This window comes from Pedobacter sp. P26 (genome assembly GCF_050632135.1).
GTDB lineage: Bacteria > Bacteroidota > Bacteroidia > Sphingobacteriales > Sphingobacteriaceae > Pedobacter.
This window is the reverse complement of the sequence record NZ_CP192574.1, coordinates 5,924,082-5,945,448: the sequence shown is the minus strand read 5'-3', so window position 1 is coordinate 5,945,448 and position 21,367 is coordinate 5,924,082. Positions and strand designations below refer to the sequence as shown.

Here is a 21,367-nt window from a genome sequence, read left to right as displayed (position 1 = left end):
AAGATGGACAATGTAAGAGGGATGATGGAATGAGATTAAAAATCAGAAATGCGGAGGTCTGAGATTTAGGAGCAAAATAACCTGTTAGGCCTACATTATGCCACTTCTTTGCTATTAATGATGGAAAAAATAATGGAAGATGTAAAATGGATGATGGGATTATCTAGCGCATAAGTCACCAATGACTAATGAACCAGTGAGCTAATAAAAAAGCACAGACAAATCACATTAATCTGTGTTCATCTGTGCCTATCTGTGGTAAAAAAGCAAAAAACTAGTTTGGCTTCTTAAATGTATCTTTAAGTGTTACTGTTCTATTGAAAACCAATTTATCGGCTGTAGAATCTTTATCTAAACAGAAATAACCTTTACGGATAAACTGATAACGGCCATCTAAATCTGCATCAGCTAATGCCGGCTCTATATAAGCATTAGGCAATACCGTTAAACTTTCAGGATTTAAATAATCTTTAAAGTCGCCTTCTTCTGCATCTGGTGTTTCTGAAGTAAATAAGCGATCATATAAACGGATTTCAGCAGTTTTGGCATGTGGAGCACTTACCCAATGGATGGTTCCTTTAACATTTACGCCGCTGGTGTCGTTTCCACTTTTCGATTCGGGAATGTAAGTACAACGGATTTCAGTAACATTTCCGTTTTCATCTTTCACAAAATCTTCGCATTTAACAATATAGGCGAACTTTAAGCGAACCATTGCACCAGGAGCCAGGCGGAACCATTTTTTTGCCGGCACTTCCATAAAATCTTCACGTTCTATCCATAGTTCATTGCTAAAAGGGATCACACGCGTGCCACCACCATCTTCAGCCTCAGGATTATTTTCGCCGATTAAATCTTCAGTTCCTTTTTCGTAATTCGTAATCACCAGTTTAATCGGATCTAAAACCGCCATTACCCGGTTAGCCGTTTTGTTTAAATCTTCGCGGATACAAAATTCCAATAAACTTAGCTCAATTAAGTTTTCGCGTTTGGCAATGCCAATACGTTCGCAAAACTCGCGGATGCTCTTTGGTGTAAAGCCTCTTCTGCGCAAACCACTAATGGTAGGCATGCGCGGATCGTCCCATCCATTTACTAAGTTTTCGTTAACCAGTTGAAGAAGCTTGCGTTTACTCATTACCGTGCTGGTAAGATTTAAGCGGGCAAATTCATATTGCTTAGAAGGGAAAATCTCTAATTTTTCGATAAACCAATCGTACAGTTCACGGTGTGAAACATATTCCAATGTACAGATAGAGTGCGTAATGTTTTCGATACTGTCACTTTGTCCATGAGCAAAGTCGTACATTGGATAAATGCACCATTTGTTGCCTGTACGGTGATGTTCTGCATGTTTGATACGATAGATAATCGGATCGCGCATTAACATATTCGGACTGGCCATATCTATTTTTGCTCTCAAAATATAAGCGCCATCGGGAAATTCGCCATTTTTCATTTTCGTAAAAATGTCTAAATTTTCTTCAATACTGCGGTTACGATATGGGCTGTCCTGTCCTGGTTCAGTTGGTGTACCTTTTAAGGCCGCAATTTCATCTGCAGCGCTCTCATCAACATAAGCCAAACCTTTTTCGATCAGCTTAACGGCAAAACCATATAACTCATCAAAATAATCTGAGGCATATAATTCATTTTTCCAGTTAAAACCCAACCACCTGATATCTTCCTGCTGACTGTTTACATATTCTGTTTTTTCTGTAACCGGATTGGTATCGTCAAAACGCAGATTGGTATAGCCGCCGTATTTTTGTGTTAGTCCGAAATTTAAGCATATTGCTTTCGCGTGGCCAATGTGTAAATAACCATTAGGTTCAGGCGGAAAACGCGTAACCAAAGTTTCATACTTACCACTATTTAAGTCGTTCTCAACAATTTCTTCAATAAAGTTCAATGACTTCTCTTCACTCATAAAAACCTGTAAATTAGGAATGCAAATGTAAAAAGATTAGTCCAATTCTACTTGTTTTAGTTAATGATTAATTTGAGGACCAAAATTGATACATTTACATCAACTTAATATGAATGATGAGCAAAGTATTAAATCGGCCTATCCGCGTTTTAGTAGCTAAAGTTGGATTGGATGGCCATGACAGAGGGGCCAAAGTAATCGCAACATCCTTAAGAGATGCCGGCATGGAAGTAATTTATACCGGCCTGCGCCAAACACCGGAAATGGTGGTGAATACAGCGCTTCAGGAGGATGTTGATGCCATTGGAATTTCTATTCTATCTGGGGCACATATGACAGTTTTTCCAAAGATTATTCATTTTATGAAAGAAAAACAGTTAGATGATGTGTTGTTAACCGGCGGAGGGATTATCCCTGAGGCAGATCGGTTGAAACTGGCAGGTATGGGTGTTGGAGAGCTGTTTCCTCCAGGTACAACAATGGCCAGTATTGTACAATATATTCAGGATTGGGTAACAGAAAACAGAAATTTTTAAGCTATGGCATATCAAAATTTAATCTCAGAAATAAAAGAAAACATTTTATACGTGACCATCAATCGCGAAAAGGCGCTAAATGCTTTAAATAAAGATACTTTGGCAGAACTTGCGGATGTAATTGCTTATGCAGGTAAAACCGACCAGGTAAGAGGTGTTATTTTAACCGGAGCAGGTGAGAAGGCCTTTGTTGCAGGAGCTGATATTAAAGAGTTTTCTGATTATAGCGGCAAACAGGGAGAAGATTTAGCAAAACTTGGTCACGATCAGGTTTTTAATGCTATTGAAAATTCCTCAAAGCCATTTATTGCAGCAATCAACGGATTTGCTTTGGGTGGAGGACTGGAGTTGGCTATGGCCTGCCATATACGCATTGCATCTGATCATGCTAAATTAGGTTTACCTGAAGTTACTTTAGGGTTGATTCCTGGTTATGGGGGTACCCAGCGCCTCACCCAATTGGTTGGAAAAGGTAAAGCAATAGAAATGATTACGACAGCAAATATGATCACGGCTTCATTGGCAGAAAAAATAGGCCTTGTAAATTATGTTGTTCCGCAGCCTGTTCTGATTAGTAAGGCTGAAGAAATACTGAATGCGATTAAGCAACGTGCACCGCTGGCCATTTCGGCTGCAATAAAGGCTGTAATAGCAGCCGTAAATGACAACAATGGCTACGCTACCGAAATTGAAGAATTTGGTAAATGTTTTGAAACAGCCGATTTTAAGGAAGGCGTAACAGCGTTTGTTGAAAAGAGAAAAGCAAATTTTTCTGGAAAGTAGTACTGATGTAGTATTAATTTTACTTTTTTGCATCACAAAAATGTTGCAAAAGCTTTTCAATGCAAATTTTTTTGAGTAATTTGTTATTTAATTATTAACCCTTGTGCATTTATCGCCGCATATGGGTTTTTATAATAATAACGCTGCTCATGAAAAAGATACTCATTGTTGACGATGAAATTAGCCTAGGCTTATTGCTTTCCAAATTTTTAACTAAAAAAGGATTTCAGGTTTCGAATGTAGCAACAGGTAAAAAGGCTTTACAAGCCCTTGAAAAAGAGCATTTCGATTTGGTATTGTGTGATTATCGCTTGGATGATACAGATGGAAAAGAGATTTTAATCCACATTAGGGAGAACTATTCAAAAACAGGTGTGATTATTATTACAGGTTACTCGGATATTAAACTTGCAGTAGAATTGATAAAACTTGGGGCTTACGATTATATTGTGAAGCCGCTCTACCCGGATGAAATTTTAAATACCATAAATAAAGCCCTGGAAACCCAGGGAGTACTAAAATCTCCTGAAAACTTTGAAAGTATTAGTGGCAATGTCATTTCAGATGTTTTAAATTGCCCTGAATATATAAATGGGGAGAGTGAGAGTTCTGCTTTGTTATTAAAACAAATCCAGCTCATTGCAAAAACAGGGTATACCGTTATTTTAACGGGGAAAAGTGGGACTGGGAAAGAATGCGTTGCTAAAACCATTCACCTAAATAGTTCGCGTAGCGAAAAGCCTTTCATCGCTATGGATTGTGGCTCTTTAACTAAAGATTTAGCCGCCAGTGAATTTTTTGGACACGAGAAGGGAGCATTTACCGGAGCAGCTTTTACTAAAATTGGTCACTTTGAGCAGGCTAACGGTGGTACGTTATTTCTTGATGAAATCGGTAATTTGTCGTATGAGATCCAGGCAACTTTACTAAGGGCTGTTCAGGAGCGGAAAATAAAGCGTATTGGAAGTACAAAGGAAATTGAGCTGGATGTGCGGCTTATTGTAGCTACAAATGAAAATTTAAAAGAAGCGATTTTAAAGGGTGCATTCAGGGAAGATTTATACCACCGCTTTAATGAATTTTCTATACATGTTCCTTCATTAAAACACCGGGATAATGATATCCTTATTTTTGCCGGGCACTTTCTGGCCACAGTAAACAAAGAACTGAATAAGAATATTAAAGGCTTTTCTGATGAAGTGAAGAGATGCTTATTAGCATACAATTGGCCGGGTAATGTACGCGAGCTGAAGAATGTAATCAGGCGTATTGCTTTATTAACTGATGGTGATTGGATAGAAACTCATGTTTTACCGTTTGAGCTTGGAAGGACTGATTATGCTAAAACACCGTTCGGAAAAAAAGCGCCTTTTTTGCCACTAATATTAAATCATGATCAATCAGTTAGTTTACGAAATGCTGCCAAAGAAGCTGAATATTCCGCTATTTTAGAAGTGCTGAAAGCGGTTAATTTTAATAAAACCAAGGCTGCAAAAATCTTAAATATCGACAGAAAAACATTGTACAATAAAATTAAATTTATTGACGTTGGTGATGGACAATAAATTTTAAATAAGGAAAACAAAATCAGCCATTTTAGCATTTAAAGATTAATCCTATTATCTAAAAATGTCAGTATTCTCTTATAAACAACGCAATAACATTAACCTGGTTATTATTATTGCGCTTGGGGTGTTAATTGCATATTCCTTGCAAAGTATTTTTAGCGCCATTTTAAGTACTTTGGTACTTTATACGATAATGCGGCCAGCCTATATCTATTTAGCAGAAAATAATGGCTGGAACAGAAGAGTAGCCGCTATTTTCCTTATTGCCATCTCTATCATCCTTATTGTAATGCCTTTTTATGCATTAAGTAGTATGGTTATTAGCAAAATTTCGGAACTGAGGAACAATGAGGTTTTTTTCAGGAACTTACTGGTTAAATTACAGCACCTCATTCCATTTAAAATCAACCAGGATCTGATTCAGGAAGGATTAAACCGTTTAGGGAATTGGGCCACTCAGCTTTTTCCGTCTTTAATATCAAGTGCAGTAAATATTGTATTAAGCTTACTGGTGATGTACTTTTTACTCTACTTTATGTTAATAGAGCGCGAAAGATTCGAATTTTCATTGATTAAATATGCGCCATTCAGGGAGCAGAATGCCCTTCGTTTTGGCGATGAAATGAGAAATACCACTTATGCAAATGTATTGGGACAAGGCCTGATCTGCCTCGTTCAAGGTTCGCTCGTGGGACTCTCTTTTTATGTATTGGGTTATAAAGACCCGGTGTTTTGGGGGGTAATTACAACATTTATTTCTTTTGTTCCTGTTTTAGGTCCTCCTGTTGTCTTTGTTCCTGCTGCGATATTGCAGATTGCAAACGGAAATAATTTTGCTGGCTGGGCCATGCTTATTTTTGGTTTTGTAGTCATTATCAATATCGATAATGTGCTCAGGTTTATCATCGCAAAAAAAGTTGGCAATATTCATCCCATAATTACAGTAATTGGCGTAATTATTGGTATCCCTTTATTCGGAATATTGGGCCTTGTATTTGGTCCACTGCTGTTATCTTATTTTATATTGCTGGTTAAGATTTACGAAACCAGTACACTTGCATCAGAAAGATTGGAAAGAATTAAAACAAATGATGAGCATAGTGAGTTATAATATAACTTAACAACAAATAATGTAGTAATTTTATATTGTACATAATTGTTAACCCTTAAAATAAATTGATTATGAATGATAACTCAAAAGTTGTAGTTGCGCTTTTAGCAGGATTAGCTGCAGGTGCAGCGCTAGGAATTTTGTTCGCACCAGATAAAGGTGATGAAACCCGTGATAAACTAAGCCAATCGTTAAAAGATCTGGGCGATTCTATTAAAGATAAAGCTGCAGATGAGATTAATAATCTGGCTAGCCTGAAAGATAAAGTTGTAAGCTCGATTAAAACCAAATTGAGAAGCGTAGAAGAAGAATATAGCGACGACGTAGAGCACGCCTAATAAATAAATATTGCATGGCCGGGTATTGGTCCGGCTAAATCTCATCTGAATTATGCAGGAGAATAAAGATAAAAGTGTTGAAGATCTTGTAGACGATGCCAAGGGTTTTTTAGAGGCCAGGGTAGAGTATACCAGGCTTTATATTGTAGAAAAAGCATCGAAAATTTTTGCCGATCTGGTAACTAGTACTGCAGTTATAGTTTGCTTTATTTTAGCCTTTTTGTTTGGCTCTGTAACTTTGGCGCTGTATGTATCAGACCTTTTAGGCAGTTATGCAGGAGGCTTTGGCTGTGTTTCCTTGTTCTATATTTTACTGGCGATAATTGTTTATTTGACCAAAGACAAATACATTGAAAAAGCAATTATCAATGTAGCAATTAGAAAATACTTTGATAAACTTGCAGATAAGGAGGAAGATGAGAAGCTATAAAGACATCCGAAACTTAGAAGACCTGCAGGCTAGAAAATTAGAACTTAAGGTTGAATATACGCTTAAGCAGAATATGCTTAAATCGGATACAAAAACTTTCTTTAAGCAGTTTACGCTTGGTGCGTTGATTAAGCGTTATGCCACCCCTAATAATCTGTTCAAAGCAGACGAAAAATTAAATATCAGTGGTACGGCAATGTCATTGCTTTTGCCGATGGTGATGAATAAAACCATTTTCAGAGGTGCCGGGTTTTTAACTAAAGCGGCTGTGGGATTGATTTCAGGAAAAGTAGGTAAATCATTAGATGCAGAACACTTGTCAGCCATTTTTAACTCGGTTAAAGGTTGGTTTGGCAAAAAGAAAGAAAAAAGGACAAAAAGTTTATCGATTATGGTATCCCGCCAGATAGTGAAACGTATTAGTTTAATGATTCATTAGTGAGCGAAAACACAAAAATGAACTTTAAAAATAAGCCTCAGAGTTTTTACATTCTGAGGCTTATTTATGCGTTTCGTCACCCTGGATTTATTTCAGGGTCTTCTTAAAAGATGTTGAAATAAATACAATAGTTATCGGATCAGCATGATGGATTTGGCTATAAATCCGTCTTAATTTTCAATTCCTTCAATTGTTTCTCATCAATTGTACTCGGACTATCAATCATTACATCTCTTCCAGAGTTGTTTTTAGGGAAAGCAATCACATCACGGATCGAATCTAAACCTGCGAAAATTGAGGTTAAACGATCGAAACCAAAAGCAATTCCGCCATGTGGAGGTGCGCCAAATTCGAAAGCATCCATTAAGAAACCAAATTGTTTTTGTGCTTCTTCTGCGCTAAAACCCAAATGTTTAAACATTAAAGCCTGTAATTCCCTGTCGTGGATACGTATTGATCCGCCACCAACTTCAGTGCCATTGATGACCATATCATAAGCATTAGCCCTTACGTTTTTAGGATCGGTGTCTAATAAGGCAATATCTTCCGGTTTTGGGGAAGTGAACGGATGGTGCATCGCGTGGTAGCGTGCTGTTTCTTCATCCCATTCTAAAAGTGGAAAATCCAATACCCAAAGGGCAGAGAATGTATTTTTATCGCGTAAGCCCAAACGGTTACCCATTTCTAAACGAAGTTCGTTTAACTGCTTACGTACTTTATCGGTAGAACCTGCTAAAATCAATAATAAATCGCCTTTTTCTGTTGAAAAGGCTTCGCTCCATTGTTTAAGGTCTTCTTCGTTAAAGAATTTATCTACTGATGATTTAATGGTTCCGTCATCGTTATGACGGGCATAAATTAAACCAGTAGCACCAATCTGCGGACGTTTAATAAAATCGGTCAGTTCATCCAGTTGCTTGCGTGTATAGCTTGCTGCTCCTTTAGCATTGATACCAACAACTAACTCAGCGTTATCAAATACAGGGAAACCTTTTCCTTTTACAAGATCGTTAAGTTCTACAAACTGCATAGCAAAACGGGTATCCGGCTTATCTGAACCATATAAACGCATCGCATCTGCATATTGCATACGTGGAACCTCTGGTAAGTCATAATTACGTACTTCTTTAAATAAAGTACGAATCAAACCTTCAAAAGTATTTAAGATATCTTCCTGCTCAATGAACGACATTTCGCAATCGATCTGCGTAAACTCCGGCTGACGATCGGCTCTTAAATCTTCATCCCTGAAACATTTTACAATCTGGAAATAACGGTCGAAACCCGAAACCATCAACAATTGTTTAAAGGTTTGCGGCGATTGAGGTAAAGCATAAAACTCACCCTCATTCATGCGGCTAGGCACTACAAAATCTCTTGCGCCTTCTGGTGTTGATTTAATTAACACCGGCGTTTCAACCTCTATAAAATCTAAAGCATCCAGATAACGGCGAACCGATTGTGCCATTTTATGACGTAAAACCAGGTTATTGCGCACCGGGTTACGGCGTAAATCCAAATAACGGTATTTCATACGCAACTCATCACCACCATCCGTTTCATCATCGATCATAAACGGTGGTAATTTTGCAGCATTTAAAATCTCTAATGCCGAAATTTTAATCTCCACGTCGCCGGTAGCCATTTTTGGGTTCTTGTTGCTTCTTTCTACGACGGTACCAACCGCTTTAATTACAAATTCACGGCCTAAAGTACGTGCGGTTTCGCAAAGCTCACGATTATCGTCCATGTTAAAAACCAACTGGGTAATACCATAACGATCGCGGATATCGATAAAAGTCATACCGCCTAAATCTCTTGATTTTTGTACCCAACCACATAACGTAACACTTTCGCCTAAGTTATTTAGGTTTAATGCACCACAAGTTACTGTTCTTAACATATATATAATCTAAATTGAGCGGCAAAAATACCGATTTTGTTTTAAAGTTGGTGCTATAGCTGAAGGTTTTTGGGCTGGATTTTTAGGATATTAAAAGTTTGCATTTTGAAAACTTTTAATTGCATTTGATTAATGAAAATTTTAGTGAAGAAAACCATATTGTATGATGTTAAAACTTATCCTTTGGCAGAAATACCATTATTGGTTTGGTTTCATGAATTTAGCAAGATACACTTTGATAATTTTAATCAGCTAAAAAGTGTATATGGAAATGCAAGTATTGTAGCGAACAACCGGGTTGTTTTCAACATCAAAGGCAACGATTTTAGGTTGGTTGTGTCTGTAAATTTTATACAGCAGGCCTGTTATGTGATCTGGTTTGGAACACATAAGGGATATGATAAAATCGATGTTGAAACAATTGCCTTCGACACTAAAATTTTAACAGATAATGATCTATAACGATGAACTGGAAAATATTAAAAAACGAAACCGATTATAATAAAGCATCAATGAGATTGATGGAAATTTTTCATGCCACACCGAACACACCTGAAAGTGATGAGCTAGAATTATTACTTGTTCTGATAAAAGATTTTGATGAAAAAAATTATCAACTACCAGAATTAGATGCCTTAGAAGTAATTAAATATAAAATGAAGGAAATGGGGATAAAAGCTAAAGATTTAGAACCTATAATCGGAAGCAAGGGACATGTATCTGCGGTATTATCAGGAAAGAGAGATATCACTTTGAAGATGGCTCAAAAACTTAAAGACTATTTTAGCATTCCCTCTGACGTATTTCTTCATTCTGCATAGATACGTTTGGAGAAAATAACCTGGCAGACTTAAAATTGTACCCTAAATTTATGCTTTTGATTTTAATCTGCTCAGTGTTTCCTGAGAAATATTCAGATAAGAGGCAACCATTTTGTTCGGCATACGCATCACCATGCCTGGGTTTTGGGCGAGCAGCTGGCGATAACGTTCAGTGGCATCGAGCGTAATAAACGACATCAGCCTATTGGTGTTGGTTACATACGCATATTCCAGGTAATGGCGGTAAAGTTTCTCCCACTGGGGGATAATTTGAAGCAGGTGATAAAAATCGTTTTGAGAAATGTAATATAGGTTCGTATCTTCTATGGCCTGCACAAATTCCTTTGAAGTTTCGTTGGTAATAAAACTAACCAAAGCAGTAGCAAACTGGTTTTCGAAAGCAAAATGCCTGGTAGCTTCGGTGCCACCTGCTGTTAGGAAAAAATACGTAAGCAACCTGTGTCAACAAAGTAAATACGCTGACTTGTTTCGCCGGGGCTGATCAGGATTTCGTTTTTCTTTACCTGCATCATCTTAAAAAAAGATAATACCTTTCCTAACTCCTCATCGCTGATGATAATTTTGTCTCTGATATAACTGGAAAGTTGTTCGTGCATTAAGTTAGTATTAACCAAATGTAACAATGTTTTAGGTTTTAGAAGTGATCTTTTCTGCCAGTTTCCGTGCGTTGGGAATAATGATAAAGGCTGAGAAATAAGCTACAGGCAGCATCACGCTCCAGGCTTGTAAGAATTTGAGGAACCAACCTTCGCCAAAACCATAGTTACGCATTAAACCCACAAAGGCCATGATTAATGTCATTGGGATAACCACGAAAAGTGTGTTGATGTGTTTGAAATGTTCTTTTTTCATTTTGAATTTTTAATACGCCAAAGTTGCGGGTATTAAAAAACTTAACCTTTGATGTAGGTCAAAAAATGAAGGAACCTTCAATTTAAGTAATATGACAAATTTTAATGTTATTATTTTTTACGATTTTTCTGGGGTAAGGAATCTATAACTGTAATTTTTTTAAACAGCATAAATGAAAATAATTTATTATCCCGCCCAGGGACTCTATAGACACCTTTAGCTTTTAAAATATATGCGGAAATTGCAGCCATATCCCAGCCATCTACTATATCAGCAGACCATTCTGCATTAAAGAGACTTTTAAAACCTCTTTTAATGCCATAAGATCTAACCAGTGTAATTTCTCTTTTTACATTTTCTTCGATGGAAGAATTGCCCCAAGCCCACAGCCATGTATTTGATGTTAACGAAACGGATCCAACTTCCTCATAGTCAATAATAATTTTTTGCATCCCCTTACTGCTAAATATGAGTTTGCCAGTTGATTGGTCGTAATCCCATCTTTCATACTTTCCAATTTTATATTTTTCTTGGCAATAGGTTTGCTGGTTTTTGAGATATTTGCATGAAATTTTTGAGAGTTGTTCGAATGAAACCGTATCTAACGGATTGATTTTTTTGAAGTAGATCTATTATTACAATTCGCAAAAAACATTGTAAGTATTATGATATAAAAAACCAATTGCTTAAGCATACAAACTAAGATTTAGTATTTCTCCTCCAGCACAATTTCAATGGCAATTACTTTCCATTCTCCTTTGATATTTTTCCAATGGTAAATTTCTTCCGTCTGTATGGTCTGTTTTTTAGAAAAAATAAGCAGCTTAGGTTTTAAAATAACCGATTTACGGGCAATTTTTTCGGTAAAAACGTCATCTTCTATAGATGATTTTATCCGGTAATGACTAGTATGGATTTCTTTAGCACTGTTGAAATACTTTTTTAAATCAATGGTAAAATCGCGTTTAGTTATGGTTGATTTTTCGAAAGGGGTAAAACTAAAAGCATCATCAAATATGGCCATGTAAGCCATTAAATCTTTATTTTCTAAAGCCAGGTTTGCTTTTTGGTGTAGCTCGTTAATTGCTGAAAGGATTAAATCGGTTTCCATGGCATGAAGTTAATGGTTTGTATCAGGGTTTTCAAATTTATGATGATTAGGGGGCTAATTTTCCACAAAAGGACAGGAATGCCCATTTCCTGGTAATTCATCATTTTTCATTTAGAATGAAGGGCGGCATTTCATGGGTGCTGATGTCCCGAGATTTGTTATCGTCCCGTATATAGCATAAACCGGTGCTTAAATCGGGAGCTGCTCATTTCCAAATCACTTGACATGCAAGTATATTTTTTCACGGAAATGAAATGCAGCTTATAATGCTCTGCCATTTAATAAATAAAGCGTTTTTATAGAGGTTAACTAAAAACTTAGAAGTCAAACTAAATTTCATCGTAACTTCATAAAAGTATGCCTTAGGTTTTGTACCTTGACACGTATTTATTTGTTGCCTAATCACATGAAACTCAAAATTACTCTCGCAATCAGTTTTCTATCCCTGCTTATTGTTTTTGGTGCATTTAAAATGGATGATGATCCATTTAGTCAGCTCTTGCAAAAACTCGAAGATTACACCAGTAAATATCCTCAAGAAAAGGTCCATCTTCATTTAGATAAGCCTTATTATGCCATTGGAGATGATATTTGGTTCAAAGCCTATGTGGTGAATACCAAGATCTCGGCTCCTTCCGACATCAGCAAAATCCTGTATGTAGAGCTGATTAATGAAAAAGATTCGCTAAAAAAAATGGTTAAATTACCCATTATGGGTGGAATTACCTGGGGTGATTTTAAGCTCACAGATTCGCTAGCTGAGGGTAATTATAGAATTAGGGCCTATACCAGTTACATGCGGAATTTTGGCGCCGAATTCTTTTACGATAAGACAATTAAGATCGGAAATAGCTGGGCTAACAAAGTTTTTACAAAAACCACTTATAACTTTACAAAAGAAAACAATGCCGATAAGGTTACGGCCACAGTTCATTTCGAAGATAAAAATGGCGTAGCTTATAGCGAAAACGAAGTGAGTTATGATGTGCAGTTAGATTACCGCTCTGTGAGCAAAGGAAAAGTTAAAACCAGTTTAACGGGCGATGCGGTGATTAATTTTACTAATAGTCAGCCGTTTCAAAATAAATCAGGAAAAATTATTGCAACCATAACGCTTGATAATAAACAAAAGGTGATCAAATCTATCCCGATTACTTCAACATCTAATGATGTAGATGTACAGTTTATGCCAGAAGGAGGGGCCCTTGTTGAAGAGCTGCCGCAAAAAGTGGCTATCAAAGCGGTTGGCTCTACCGGCCGTGGTGAGGATGTTCAGGGCAGCATTGTAGATGAAACGGGAAATGAAGTTACTTCGTTTTCTACCAATTACCTGGGCATGGGAAATTTCGTGTTTAATAGTCAGGCAGGTCGATCTTACTCAGCAAAAGTTAAGTTTAAAGATGGATCTGAAAAGATAATTAAACTTCCGGTAGCCGCTAAAAGCGGATATGCACTCTCTGTAAATGCGCTAGATACTGGTAAAGTGGTCGTTAAAATTATGGCCAGTGCCGATCTTGTAAATGGAGCTGAACTAAAAGTTGTGGCCCAGCACGGAGGCAATGTATATTATGGCTCTAAGGCTAAAATGGACAAACAGGTACTGGTAGCAAATATTCCAAAAAAGAACCTTCCAGCCGGTATTGTTCAGTTTACATTGTTTTCGAGCACTAATCAACCTTTAGCAGAGCGTTTGGTTTTTATAAACAATAAGGCCGAACTAATTGATGTATCGCTTAATGCATCCGGAGTATCTGCCTCAAAAAGAGGAAAAGCAGCTTTTACTTTCAGTGCAAATAATGATAGCAAGCCTGTTTTAGGTAGTTTTTCGGTTGCGGTTACCAACGCAACAAAAGTTACCCCTGATGAAAACAATGAATCGAATATACTCACCTCACTGTTACTTACCTCTGATCTGACCGGATATGTAGAGAATCCTAACCATTATTTTTTAAAAGATGATCTTCAAACACAAAAAGAACTCGATAACCTCATGCTTACCCAGGGCTGGAGAAGGTTTCTTTGGAAAAATATTATCAATAATGTTGGTCCCAATATTACCTATAAGCCCGAACAGTCTATAAGCATTAGCGGAACGGTGATGAAGGGCAATAAACCTGTACCTGGTGGGAAAGTAATGCTGATGGCCACAAAAGGAACCATGTACATTTTGGATACGGTAACCAATGCCGAGGGAAAATTTGTTTTCGATAATTTAAGTTTTGGCGACAGTACAAAATTTGTGGTTCAGGCAAGGACTAAAACAGAGCGCAAGTTTGTAGATATTAATCTTGATATTGTTCCCGGGCAGATTGTAACCAAGAATAAAAATGGAGCCGATATTGATATCAATGTGAATAATACTTTGATGAAGTATATTAAAGAAAGTGATAATTATTTTAATGAGATGACCCGCTTAGGCTTGCTGGAGCGGACCATTAAACTCGACGAGGTCACGATTACTGAAAAGAAAAATCCAGCGAAAAATTCATCCAACTTAAACGGTGCGGGTAGGGCCGATTTTATTATGACGGCCGATCAGTTATCCACCTGTGTTACCTTATCTCAATGTTTGCAGGGCCGTTTACCAGGTGTAATTTTTAGAAACAATGTACCATACCTGATGCGCAGTCAAGATACGCCGATGCGTATTATCGTTGATGGGATGCAAATGGAGGCCGATTTTCTGGATAACGTTACGCCTAATGATGTAGAATCTATTGAGTTGCTAAAAAGTATTGGTAATACTGCTATTTATGGTTCGCAAGGCGGTGGAGGTATAATTATTATTACCACTAAACGCGGCGACGGAGGTAGAAGTACAGAAAGATATGCGCCTGGAATTGTAACATTTAACCCTAAAGGATTTACTATTTCAAGAGAATTTTATTCGCCAAAATATGATGCAGCTAGCTCAGGCAACAGGTCTGATTTAAGAACAACCATTTATTGGAATCCACAGGTTGTTACAGATAAGGACGGAAAAGCACAATTCGAATTTTATAATGCAGATGAGCCCGGAACCTACCGCGTAGTATTAGAAGGAATAGACGCTGCAGGGCATTTGGCAAGAAAAAGTTTACACTTATGATGTTAAATAGAGAAAAATAGATAAATTTGAATTAGTATGCATGCATAGTTTATGCTGCGGTATATTTATCTTGATACTCGATACTTAAACCTTGATACTGAATATTCAAATCTTGATACTATTTAAAATATGAATACAATAAAAGTAAGTGTTAAAGATCGCCTGGCAATTATCACATTAGACAGAGGAAAGTCGAACGCTTTAAACCGCGAATTGATTACCGAACTGGATGATATGCTTAAAAATATTGCCGCTGATGATAACATTGGCGGTGTAATTTTAACCGGTACAGCACCTTTCTTTTCTGCAGGATTGGATTTGGTAGAACTTTATAATTATAACGAACAAGAAGCAAAGTCATTCTGGGAGTTGTTTTTAGGTTTTACGGCAAATATGGTTTCTTTTAAAAAGCCAATGATAGCCGCAATTAGCGGGCATAGTCCGGCCGGTGGTTGTGTGATGGCCTTAGCTTGTGATTACCGGGTAATGGCAGAAGGACAATACATTATTGGATTAAATGAGGTTCCGGTAGGTATTATCGTACCCAATAGTATTTTTCAGTTGTATGCCTTTTGGATCGGCAAAGCCGAAGCCACCCGTAGTTTGCTTTCCGGTAAGTTGTATAACCCCGAAGAAGCTTTAAACGTCGGTTTGGTTGATGAACTGGTGAAAAATGAAAGTTTGTTAACGGCTGCAGAGCGTAAGATTAAGAAATATATGGAACTCGAAAGCAATACCTGGTCACAAAGTAAAGTGAGTATCCGCGAAGAACTCATTGCTGCGGTATCTGCTGATCAATCTGCTACGCTAGAAAAAATGTTGGCACAATGGTGGTCACCTGCAACGCGCCATATTTTAAAAACAATTTTAGCTAACCTGCAGAGAAAGTAATCAGTTTGCAGTTGTCGGTTTCCAGTTAGCAATTTACGAACTTCTACAGTTAGCCAATCACAACAATTAACCGATCAACCATTCCCAGCAATTTAGCAATAAAACAATCTAAATAATTAACCAGTTAACCAAATATTATGTTCAATTATAATGCACCCATGCTCAGAGAAGACGCTTTAAAAGGAAAAACCATTGTAATTACAGGTGGCGGAACGGGGCTTGGGAAAGCGATGGGCGTTTATTTTTTGAAGTTAGGCGCTAATTTAGTGATCACCAGTCGTAAGCAGGATGTATTACAAAAAACTGCCGATGAAATGGAAGAAAAAACCGGCGGCAAAGTATTGGCTGTAGCTTGCGATGTGCGGGACATTGAACAGGTGGAAAATGTATTGGCCAAAACTTTAGAAAGATTTGGCTCGGTTGATGTATTATTGAACAACGCTGCGGGTAATTTTATATCGCCAACAGAACGGTTATCAGCCAATGCCTTTTCATCCATTATCGATATCGTTTTAAAAGGAACTATTAATTGTACACTTACCTTTGGCAAACATTGGATTAAGGAAAAACAAGCAGCAACAGTTTTGAATATCATTACCACTTACGCTTTTACAGGCTCTGCTTATGTTGTGCCATCGGCCTGTGCAAAAGGTGGTGTGTTGGCACTAACAAGATCTTTGGCAGTAGAGTGGGGTAAATATGGTATCCGTACCAATGCGATCGCTCCTGGCCCATTTCCAACTAAAGGTGCATGGGAGCGTTTATTACCTGGCGATTTAGCCAAAAAATTTGACTTTAAAAACCGGGTGCCGCTAAAAAGAGTGGGCGATCACCAGGAACTTGCCAATTTAGCTGCATTTCTGGTAAGCGATTTTTCAGGCTACATTAATGGAGAAGTAATTACTATTGATGGAGGCGAATGGTTACAGGGTGCAGGCCAAATGAATGGCTTAGAGGCAATCCCGAACGAAATGTGGGATATACTTGAGCAAATGACGCGAAGCGCGAAGTAAGGTAAGATGAAGATGGATACTGTAAGACGGGAAATGAAGGCGATCCATAGGTACATCATCCATCTTACCTTTTCCCTCATACATCTTTTTCCATTTTCCCTCTTACATTTTTATTTATCTTTGCCGATATGAATATCTTACTTTTAGGTTCAGGCGGCAGAGAAAGCGCATTCGCTTGGAAAATGAGCCAGTCTTCGCACTGCGATAAACTAATTATTGCTCCAGGTAACGGTGGTACAGGAGCTTATGGTACAAACATCAATATCAATGTAAACGATTTTGATGCCATTAAAAAATTAGTGCTTACCGAAAATATCGGACTCGTTGTAGTTGGCCCTGAAGAACCTCTGGTAAATGGTATTCATGATTTTTTCCTTGCCGACAAGGCCATTGCGCACATCCCGGTTATCGGGCCTAAAAAGAAGGGGCCATTCTGGAAGGAAGCAAAGACTTCTCAAAACAGTTTATGGAGCGCCATGGTATTCCTACTGCGGCTTCAAAATCTTTCACGCCCGAAACTTTGGAAGATGGATTGGCTTATCTGCAAAACCATGCTTTGCCAGTTGTTTTAAAGGCCGATGGTTTGGCAGCAGGTAAAGGAGTATTAATCTGTACCGAGACCATCGAAGCCCAGGAAGAATTAAAACTGATGCTTGGCGGTAAATTTGGTGCAGCTGGGGCAACGGTAGTGATTGAAGAATTTTTAAGCGGGATAGAACTTTCGGTATTTATTTTAACTGATGGTGAAAATTATATTACATTACCTTCTGCTAAAGATTATAAGAGGATTGGCCAGGGCGATACTGGTTTAAATACTGGTGGTATGGGCTCGGTTTCGCCGGTTCCTTTCGCCACACCAGAATTTTTAGCTAAAGTAGAAGAACGCATTATTAAACCAACAGTTGATGGTTTAAAGAAAGATAATATTGATTATACAGGATTCATCTTTTTCGGACTGATTAAAGTAGGTGAGGAGCCATTTGTAATCGAATATAATGCACGTATGGGCGATCCTGAAACAGAGAGTGTGATCCCTAGAATTGAGAACGACTTGGTAGAACTTTTTTAGCTACAGCCAACAAACAATTAAATCAGGTTAATCTGGTTATTTCTGAGCAAACAGCCGCTACTGTAATGATTGTGGCAGGTGGTTACCCGGGCGATTATCTGAAAGGTAAAGCCATTTCAGGAATCGAGAACTTACGTCATTCGAATGCCTTCCATGCCGGAACATTGTTAGAAAATGATGTGGTGAAAACAAATGGAGGAAGGGTAATTGCAATTACCAGTTTACAAAAAGATTTGTTTACTGCTTTACAATCGGCGACTGCTGATGCCGGGAGAATTTATTTCGACGGGAAATATTTCAGGGAAGATATCGGGTTTGACTTGATTTGAGAGAATATAAGTTGAAAAAAATACTCAGGGAGATTTCCGAAATGGCGATTAAACTAGGAGAGTTTAGTTTTACAACTGAGCAGACCGAAACAAAATGGCTTGGCGATCAACCTGCCACTCCAGCCGAAATACAAGAAGCTGAAACAAGATTGGGGGTAATGCTTCCAGTGGATTATAAAGAATTTCTGTTGATTACCAATGGATTTACTACACCAAATGAAAATGTCGATCCATCGTTTTCCAAAATAAGTGATGTAGCATTTCTAAAAGATGTTGATCCACAGTTAATCGAAATCTGGACAGAAAATGTTGAGTTGCTGGAGGGGGCCATTAAACTGGCCAGAAGCATTGTGATCGGTGGCTTAACCGAAGAACAATATTTTCTTTTAATTCCACCAGTAATCGAAAATGCTGATTGGGAATACTGGAAATTCGCGTCATGGATTCCTGGAGAACATCCTTACCAAGGACTTGAAAATTATTTCATTAACTTATTGGATTTCTTAAAATCTGCTTAATAGTTTTTTCCTGTAAAACAAAGAAAGTCCCAATTTTTAGTTGGGACTTTCTTTGTTTTGAATGCTTTTTATTTCGATTTACTTCCTAATAATTCTTGAAGTTTATCTTGTAAAGCTTGTTCTCTTAAGCCTTTAGCAATAATTTTACCTGTTGGATCAATTAAGAAATTGGCTGGAATTGAGCGGATACCATACATTTGAGCTACTTCGTTCTCCCAAAATTTTAAATCAGAAACATGTGTCCATGTTAATTTGTCATCTGCAATTGCTTTTAACCAGGCATCTTTTTTACCCGGACGGTCTAAAGAAACACCTAAAACAGTAAAGCCTTTATCTTTAAACTTATTGTAAGCTACTACCACATTTGGATTTTCCTGACGGCATGGTCCGCACCATGAAGCCCAGAAATCTACCAGTACATATTTTCCTTTAAAATCAGATAATTTAACGGGTTTACCATCAGGGTCATTCTGGGTAAAATCCATAGCCATCACACCTACGGCTGTTTTTCTTCCTGCCTCGAATATTTGAGCAATTTTTTTGCCCGTGTAAGTTGCCTTAAGCTCAGGTGATAGTGCATTAAAAGTCTTCTCTGCTGCAGCCGCCTGATCTGGATCTGAGGCTAGCTCATTAATTGAATTTAGGCTAATAAATGATTTTGGGTTGCTGTTAGCAAACTGCAATAACAATGGAGTCAGTCCTGCAGCTTCTTTTTCATAACGAGCGCCTAAAGCCTCCATAACGGCCTTATCTTGTTTTTGCTCTGGTGTATAAGCCGCATATTCTGCATTAATTGCAGCAAGTTTATCTGCTACAGGTTTAGTTAATGCTTTTAATTTAGCTGCATCAGCATTAACAGCGGAACCGGTAATTGTTGCTTTTTTTAATGAATCTGCTGCAGATAGCTTTATATTTCCTGGCTCTACGTATAACGATAGTGCATCTAATTTCTCACCCTGTGCCGGACGATTAACATAAGGGTTTTTGTTTAAGAAAAGACTTCCCTGAGCAGGAGCTGGCTAATGTTCCTTTAAAAGCAAAAGCACCGTTTGCTACAATTGCTGAGTCGGTAATGCTTTTACCTTCTGTTTGATATATAAGGTAGACCTTATCTCCGGTTTTTAGGCCCTTTATGTCACCATTAACTGTAAATGGCTTCTGTGCCAATGCTGCAATTGGCAATAAAGCCATTGCTGATAATAATAATTTTTTCATCTGTATAAAATTGTTTTCATTAGTTATCATGATTTGTTGATTTTACTTTTTGATTTTGAAAATCATGATGTTTTTATGAGGTTGGTTAAATCCTGTCCAAATATAGAATTCTGTATCGCTAAAACGTAAATAGCTGTGTAAAATTATGATTGACTGTTTATTAATAGCGTAAATGTTTATTTTATCGATTTCCAGCTTAATATTTTATACTGACTACGTTTTTGGTTCTCCAAACCTCCATAAATTAATGTTTTTTCCACTTTTTTTGGGCTGGCATTTAACTCAAATTTATCCAGGTTTTTGAATAAATCAGAAGTGATGGTTTGCGTAGCTTTGATTTCAAATGCGGAAAAGCCGTTGTCTGTTGGCAGGAGTAAATCCACCTCGTTGGTATTGCTATCTTGCCAAAAGTAATATTCGTTATTTAAAAAGTTATGATAGTTTTGCTTCTCGAATTCCGCAATTACCATATTCTCGAAAATATTTCCTTTCAACCTATTTCCTATTAAGGCTTTACCGGTTTTAATTTTTAGTAAATGGCACAGTAACCCTGAATCGTAAAAGTAGAGTTTTGGTGTTTTTACCAAACGCTTATTAAAATTTTCATAATATGGCTGTAAAAGGTATATAATATAGCTGCTTTCTAAAACTGAAAGCCAATTTTTTGCTGTTGGCTGTGATATATTACAGGTGTTAGCCAATGCGCTTAGGTTAAGCAACTGTCCGGCTTGATTAGCACATATTCCAATAAAAGTTCTGAATGTCTTTAAATCTTTAATATTTAGAAGTTCAGTAACATCTTTTTCTACATAGGTTTGTATATAATTAGAAAAATATACATTAGGTTCTATATCGCGATCGTAAATAGCAGGATATGAACCCTTAATGCAAGCTTCAACAAATGAATCTTCAAGTAGATCATTGGTTTTAAGTTCAGATAAATCGAAAGGTAAAAGTTTAAATAGTGCTACTCTTCCTGCAAGACTTTGTGTGATGCCCTGCATTAAATGAAAATTTTGTGAACCTGATAAAATAAACTGACCCATCATTTTAGACTCATCAACAATGTTTTGAAGATAAGAAAAAAGCAATGGAACCCTTTGTACCTCATCAAAAATCACCTTGCGGTTATATTCATTTAAGAAACCATTAGGATCTTCTGTTGCAAAGGCTCTGGTATCTGGGTTTTCAAGCGAAATATATCTGTAATCACTAAATATATGCTTTAGCAATGTGGTCTTTCCCGATTGCCTTGGGCCAGTAACAGCAATAATGGGGAATTTGCTTTTCTGAGCCTGGATGTATTTGGCTATATGTCTTTTAACTAATTTTTGCATAGTTAGTTGTTTAAACAAAAATACAGCAAAAAGTATCGATATACAACAATAACTTTGAAATTAC

At 37.4% G+C, this 21,367-nt stretch carries 23 protein-coding genes and 1 pseudogene; 14 read left to right on the top strand and 10 right to left on the bottom strand.

The genetic code is table 11. From position 1 onward, the window contains the following. Positions 1-274: 274 nt before the first annotated feature. A complete protein-coding gene (locus ACQ86H_RS27680) occupies positions 275-1,930 on the bottom strand; it encodes a glutamine--tRNA ligase/YqeY domain fusion protein (protein ID WP_431293171.1) in 1,656 nt (551 codons plus the stop codon). A 113-nt stretch (positions 1,931-2,043) separates the two neighbouring features. Between ACQ86H_RS27680 and ACQ86H_RS27675 the strand changes: the two genes are divergently transcribed. The 7 genes from ACQ86H_RS27675 to ACQ86H_RS27645 all read left to right on the top strand — a co-directional run bounded on the left by ACQ86H_RS27675 (position 2,044) and on the right by ACQ86H_RS27645 (position 7,135). Then, complete coding sequence (locus ACQ86H_RS27675) at positions 2,044-2,466, top strand: cobalamin B12-binding domain-containing protein (protein ID WP_431293170.1); 423 nt, start codon at positions 2,044-2,046, stop codon at positions 2,464-2,466. A gap of 3 nt (positions 2,467-2,469) precedes the next feature. Next, entirely contained in the window at positions 2,470-3,249 is a 780-nt protein-coding gene (locus ACQ86H_RS27670) for an enoyl-CoA hydratase/isomerase family protein (protein WP_431293169.1), read from the top strand. A 149-nt stretch (positions 3,250-3,398) separates the two neighbouring features. After that, a complete protein-coding gene (locus ACQ86H_RS27665) occupies positions 3,399-4,814 on the top strand; it encodes a sigma-54-dependent transcriptional regulator (RefSeq protein ID WP_138819487.1) in 1,416 nt (471 codons plus the stop codon). Between the two features lie 64 nt (positions 4,815-4,878). Further along, on the top strand, positions 4,879-5,928 hold the full coding sequence (locus tag ACQ86H_RS27660) for an AI-2E family transporter (RefSeq protein WP_138819488.1): 1,050 nt from the start codon (positions 4,879-4,881) through the stop codon (positions 5,926-5,928). 71 nt (positions 5,929-5,999) lie between these two features. Then, positions 6,000-6,266, top strand: a complete 267-nt coding sequence (locus ACQ86H_RS27655) for a YtxH domain-containing protein (RefSeq protein ID WP_025142262.1) — start codon at positions 6,000-6,002, stop codon at positions 6,264-6,266. A gap of 52 nt (positions 6,267-6,318) precedes the next feature. After that, entirely contained in the window at positions 6,319-6,696 is a 378-nt protein-coding gene (locus ACQ86H_RS27650; RefSeq protein ID WP_138819489.1) for a phage holin family protein, read from the top strand. After that, complete coding sequence (locus ACQ86H_RS27645) at positions 6,683-7,135, top strand: hypothetical protein (RefSeq protein WP_431293168.1); 453 nt, start codon at positions 6,683-6,685, stop codon at positions 7,133-7,135. Before ACQ86H_RS27650 ends, ACQ86H_RS27645 begins: the two co-directional genes overlap by 14 nt. Before the next feature lie 157 nt (positions 7,136-7,292). On the opposite strand, the gene aspS is transcribed toward ACQ86H_RS27645, so the two are convergent. After that, entirely contained in the window at positions 7,293-9,038 is a 1,746-nt protein-coding gene (gene aspS / locus ACQ86H_RS27640) for an aspartate--tRNA ligase (protein WP_138819491.1), read from the bottom strand. A gap of 132 nt (positions 9,039-9,170) precedes the next feature. Here aspS and ACQ86H_RS27635 point away from each other — a divergent pair, with 132 nt between their 5' ends. Then, positions 9,171-9,500, top strand: coding sequence for a type II toxin-antitoxin system HigB family toxin (locus ACQ86H_RS27635; protein WP_431293167.1), 330 nt, complete (start codon positions 9,171-9,173; stop codon positions 9,498-9,500). Positions 9,501-9,502: 2 nt separating this feature from the next. Next, positions 9,503-9,859 (top strand): helix-turn-helix domain-containing protein, encoded by a 357-nt coding sequence (locus tag ACQ86H_RS27630; protein ID WP_431293166.1) that lies wholly within the window; start codon positions 9,503-9,505, stop codon positions 9,857-9,859. A 48-nt stretch (positions 9,860-9,907) separates the two neighbouring features. On the opposite strand, the gene ACQ86H_RS27625 is transcribed toward ACQ86H_RS27630, so the two are convergent. The 5 genes from ACQ86H_RS27625 to ACQ86H_RS27605 form a co-directional block, all read right to left on the bottom strand. Beyond that, on the bottom strand, positions 9,908-10,315 hold the full coding sequence (locus tag ACQ86H_RS27625) for a Crp/Fnr family transcriptional regulator (RefSeq protein WP_431293165.1): 408 nt from the start codon (positions 10,313-10,315) through the stop codon (positions 9,908-9,910). Beyond that, positions 10,294-10,476: a hypothetical protein gene (locus ACQ86H_RS27620; protein WP_431293164.1), complete on the bottom strand. Its 183-nt coding sequence runs from the start codon at positions 10,474-10,476 to the stop codon at positions 10,294-10,296. The genes ACQ86H_RS27625 and ACQ86H_RS27620 overlap by 22 nt, the downstream gene beginning before the upstream one ends. Before the next feature lie 31 nt (positions 10,477-10,507). Beyond that, positions 10,508-10,732 (bottom strand): DUF2798 domain-containing protein, encoded by a 225-nt coding sequence (locus ACQ86H_RS27615; RefSeq protein WP_138819495.1) that lies wholly within the window; start codon positions 10,730-10,732, stop codon positions 10,508-10,510. A 110-nt stretch (positions 10,733-10,842) separates the two neighbouring features. Beyond that, positions 10,843-11,304 carry a DUF6882 domain-containing protein gene (locus tag ACQ86H_RS27610; protein ID WP_431295486.1) on the bottom strand — a complete coding sequence of 154 codons (462 nt, stop codon included), beginning with the start codon at positions 11,302-11,304 and terminating at the stop codon, positions 10,843-10,845. A 134-nt stretch (positions 11,305-11,438) separates the two neighbouring features. Further along, positions 11,439-11,843, bottom strand: a complete 405-nt coding sequence (locus tag ACQ86H_RS27605; RefSeq protein ID WP_138819497.1) for a hypothetical protein — start codon at positions 11,841-11,843, stop codon at positions 11,439-11,441. Between the two features lie 406 nt (positions 11,844-12,249). Here ACQ86H_RS27605 and ACQ86H_RS27600 point away from each other — a divergent pair, with 406 nt between their 5' ends. From ACQ86H_RS27600 to ACQ86H_RS27580, 5 genes and pseudogenes are all read left to right on the top strand, one after another. Beyond that, positions 12,250-14,931, top strand: coding sequence for a TonB-dependent receptor plug domain-containing protein (locus ACQ86H_RS27600; protein WP_431293163.1), 2,682 nt, complete (start codon positions 12,250-12,252; stop codon positions 14,929-14,931). Positions 14,932-15,060: 129 nt separating this feature from the next. Then, entirely contained in the window at positions 15,061-15,822 is a 762-nt protein-coding gene (locus ACQ86H_RS27595; protein WP_138819498.1) for an enoyl-CoA hydratase/isomerase family protein, read from the top strand. A gap of 137 nt (positions 15,823-15,959) precedes the next feature. Continuing rightward, complete coding sequence (locus tag ACQ86H_RS27590; RefSeq protein WP_431293162.1) at positions 15,960-16,835, top strand: SDR family oxidoreductase; 876 nt, start codon at positions 15,960-15,962, stop codon at positions 16,833-16,835. Positions 16,836-16,963: 128 nt separating this feature from the next. Further along, positions 16,964-18,233: pseudogene (purD, locus tag ACQ86H_RS27585) on the top strand (phosphoribosylamine--glycine ligase). Between the two features lie 11 nt (positions 18,234-18,244). Further along, on the top strand, positions 18,245-18,751 hold the full coding sequence (locus ACQ86H_RS27580; RefSeq protein WP_431293161.1) for an SMI1/KNR4 family protein: 507 nt from the start codon (positions 18,245-18,247) through the stop codon (positions 18,749-18,751). Between the two features lie 68 nt (positions 18,752-18,819). Here the strand turns inward: ACQ86H_RS27580 and ACQ86H_RS27575 are convergent, their stop codons facing one another. The 3 genes from ACQ86H_RS27575 to ACQ86H_RS27565 form a co-directional block, all read right to left on the bottom strand. Then, the gene (locus ACQ86H_RS27575) at positions 18,820-19,491 is read right to left on the bottom strand and encodes a peroxiredoxin family protein (protein ID WP_431293160.1); all 672 of its coding nucleotides are present in this window, start codon (positions 19,489-19,491) and stop codon (positions 18,820-18,822) included. 229 nt (positions 19,492-19,720) lie between these two features. Beyond that, positions 19,721-19,966 carry a DUF4369 domain-containing protein gene (locus tag ACQ86H_RS27570; RefSeq protein ID WP_431293159.1) on the bottom strand — a complete coding sequence of 82 codons (246 nt, stop codon included), beginning with the start codon at positions 19,964-19,966 and terminating at the stop codon, positions 19,721-19,723. A 176-nt stretch (positions 19,967-20,142) separates the two neighbouring features. Beyond that, the gene (locus tag ACQ86H_RS27565) at positions 20,143-21,303 is read right to left on the bottom strand and encodes an ATP-binding protein (protein WP_431293158.1); all 1,161 of its coding nucleotides are present in this window, start codon (positions 21,301-21,303) and stop codon (positions 20,143-20,145) included. Between the last annotated feature and the right edge of the window lie 64 nt (positions 21,304-21,367).

Bases quoted from the DNA above. Each gene is read 5' to 3' on its own strand.
- ACQ86H_RS27615 (WP_138819495.1), bottom strand. From the start codon at position 10,732: ATGAAAAAAGAACATTTCAAACACATCAACACACTTTTCGTGGTTATC.
- ACQ86H_RS27680 (WP_431293171.1), bottom strand. From the start codon at position 1,930: ATGAGTGAAGAGAAGTCATTGAACTTTATTGAAGAAATTGTTGAGAAC.
- ACQ86H_RS27655 (WP_025142262.1), top strand. From the start codon at position 6,000: ATGAATGATAACTCAAAAGTTGTAGTTGCGCTTTTAGCAGGATTAGCT.
- ACQ86H_RS27630 (WP_431293166.1), top strand. From the start codon at position 9,503: ATGAACTGGAAAATATTAAAAAACGAAACCGATTATAATAAAGCATCA.
- ACQ86H_RS27675 (WP_431293170.1), top strand. From the start codon at position 2,044: ATGATGAGCAAAGTATTAAATCGGCCTATCCGCGTTTTAGTAGCTAAA.
- ACQ86H_RS27665 (WP_138819487.1), top strand. From the start codon at position 3,399: ATGAAAAAGATACTCATTGTTGACGATGAAATTAGCCTAGGCTTATTG.
- ACQ86H_RS27600 (WP_431293163.1), top strand. From the start codon at position 12,250: ATGAAACTCAAAATTACTCTCGCAATCAGTTTTCTATCCCTGCTTATT.
- ACQ86H_RS27595 (WP_138819498.1), top strand. From the start codon at position 15,061: ATGAATACAATAAAAGTAAGTGTTAAAGATCGCCTGGCAATTATCACA.
- ACQ86H_RS27605 (WP_138819497.1), bottom strand. From the start codon at position 11,843: ATGGAAACCGATTTAATCCTTTCAGCAATTAACGAGCTACACCAAAAA.
- ACQ86H_RS27660 (WP_138819488.1), top strand. From the start codon at position 4,879: ATGTCAGTATTCTCTTATAAACAACGCAATAACATTAACCTGGTTATT.
- ACQ86H_RS27635 (WP_431293167.1), top strand. From the start codon at position 9,171: ATGAAAATTTTAGTGAAGAAAACCATATTGTATGATGTTAAAACTTAT.
- ACQ86H_RS27575 (WP_431293160.1), bottom strand. From the start codon at position 19,491: ATGGAGGCTTTAGGCGCTCGTTATGAAAAAGAAGCTGCAGGACTGACT.
- ACQ86H_RS27565 (WP_431293158.1), bottom strand. From the start codon at position 21,303: ATGCAAAAATTAGTTAAAAGACATATAGCCAAATACATCCAGGCTCAG.
- ACQ86H_RS27650 (WP_138819489.1), top strand. From the start codon at position 6,319: ATGCAGGAGAATAAAGATAAAAGTGTTGAAGATCTTGTAGACGATGCC.
- aspS (WP_138819491.1), bottom strand. From the start codon at position 9,038: ATGTTAAGAACAGTAACTTGTGGTGCATTAAACCTAAATAACTTAGGC.
- ACQ86H_RS27570 (WP_431293159.1), bottom strand. From the start codon at position 19,966: ATGAAAAAATTATTATTATCAGCAATGGCTTTATTGCCAATTGCAGCA.
- ACQ86H_RS27645 (WP_431293168.1), top strand. From the start codon at position 6,683: ATGAGAAGCTATAAAGACATCCGAAACTTAGAAGACCTGCAGGCTAGA.
- ACQ86H_RS27620 (WP_431293164.1), bottom strand. From the start codon at position 10,476: ATGCACGAACAACTTTCCAGTTATATCAGAGACAAAATTATCATCAGC.
- ACQ86H_RS27590 (WP_431293162.1), top strand. From the start codon at position 15,960: ATGTTCAATTATAATGCACCCATGCTCAGAGAAGACGCTTTAAAAGGA.
- ACQ86H_RS27670 (WP_431293169.1), top strand. From the start codon at position 2,470: ATGGCATATCAAAATTTAATCTCAGAAATAAAAGAAAACATTTTATAC.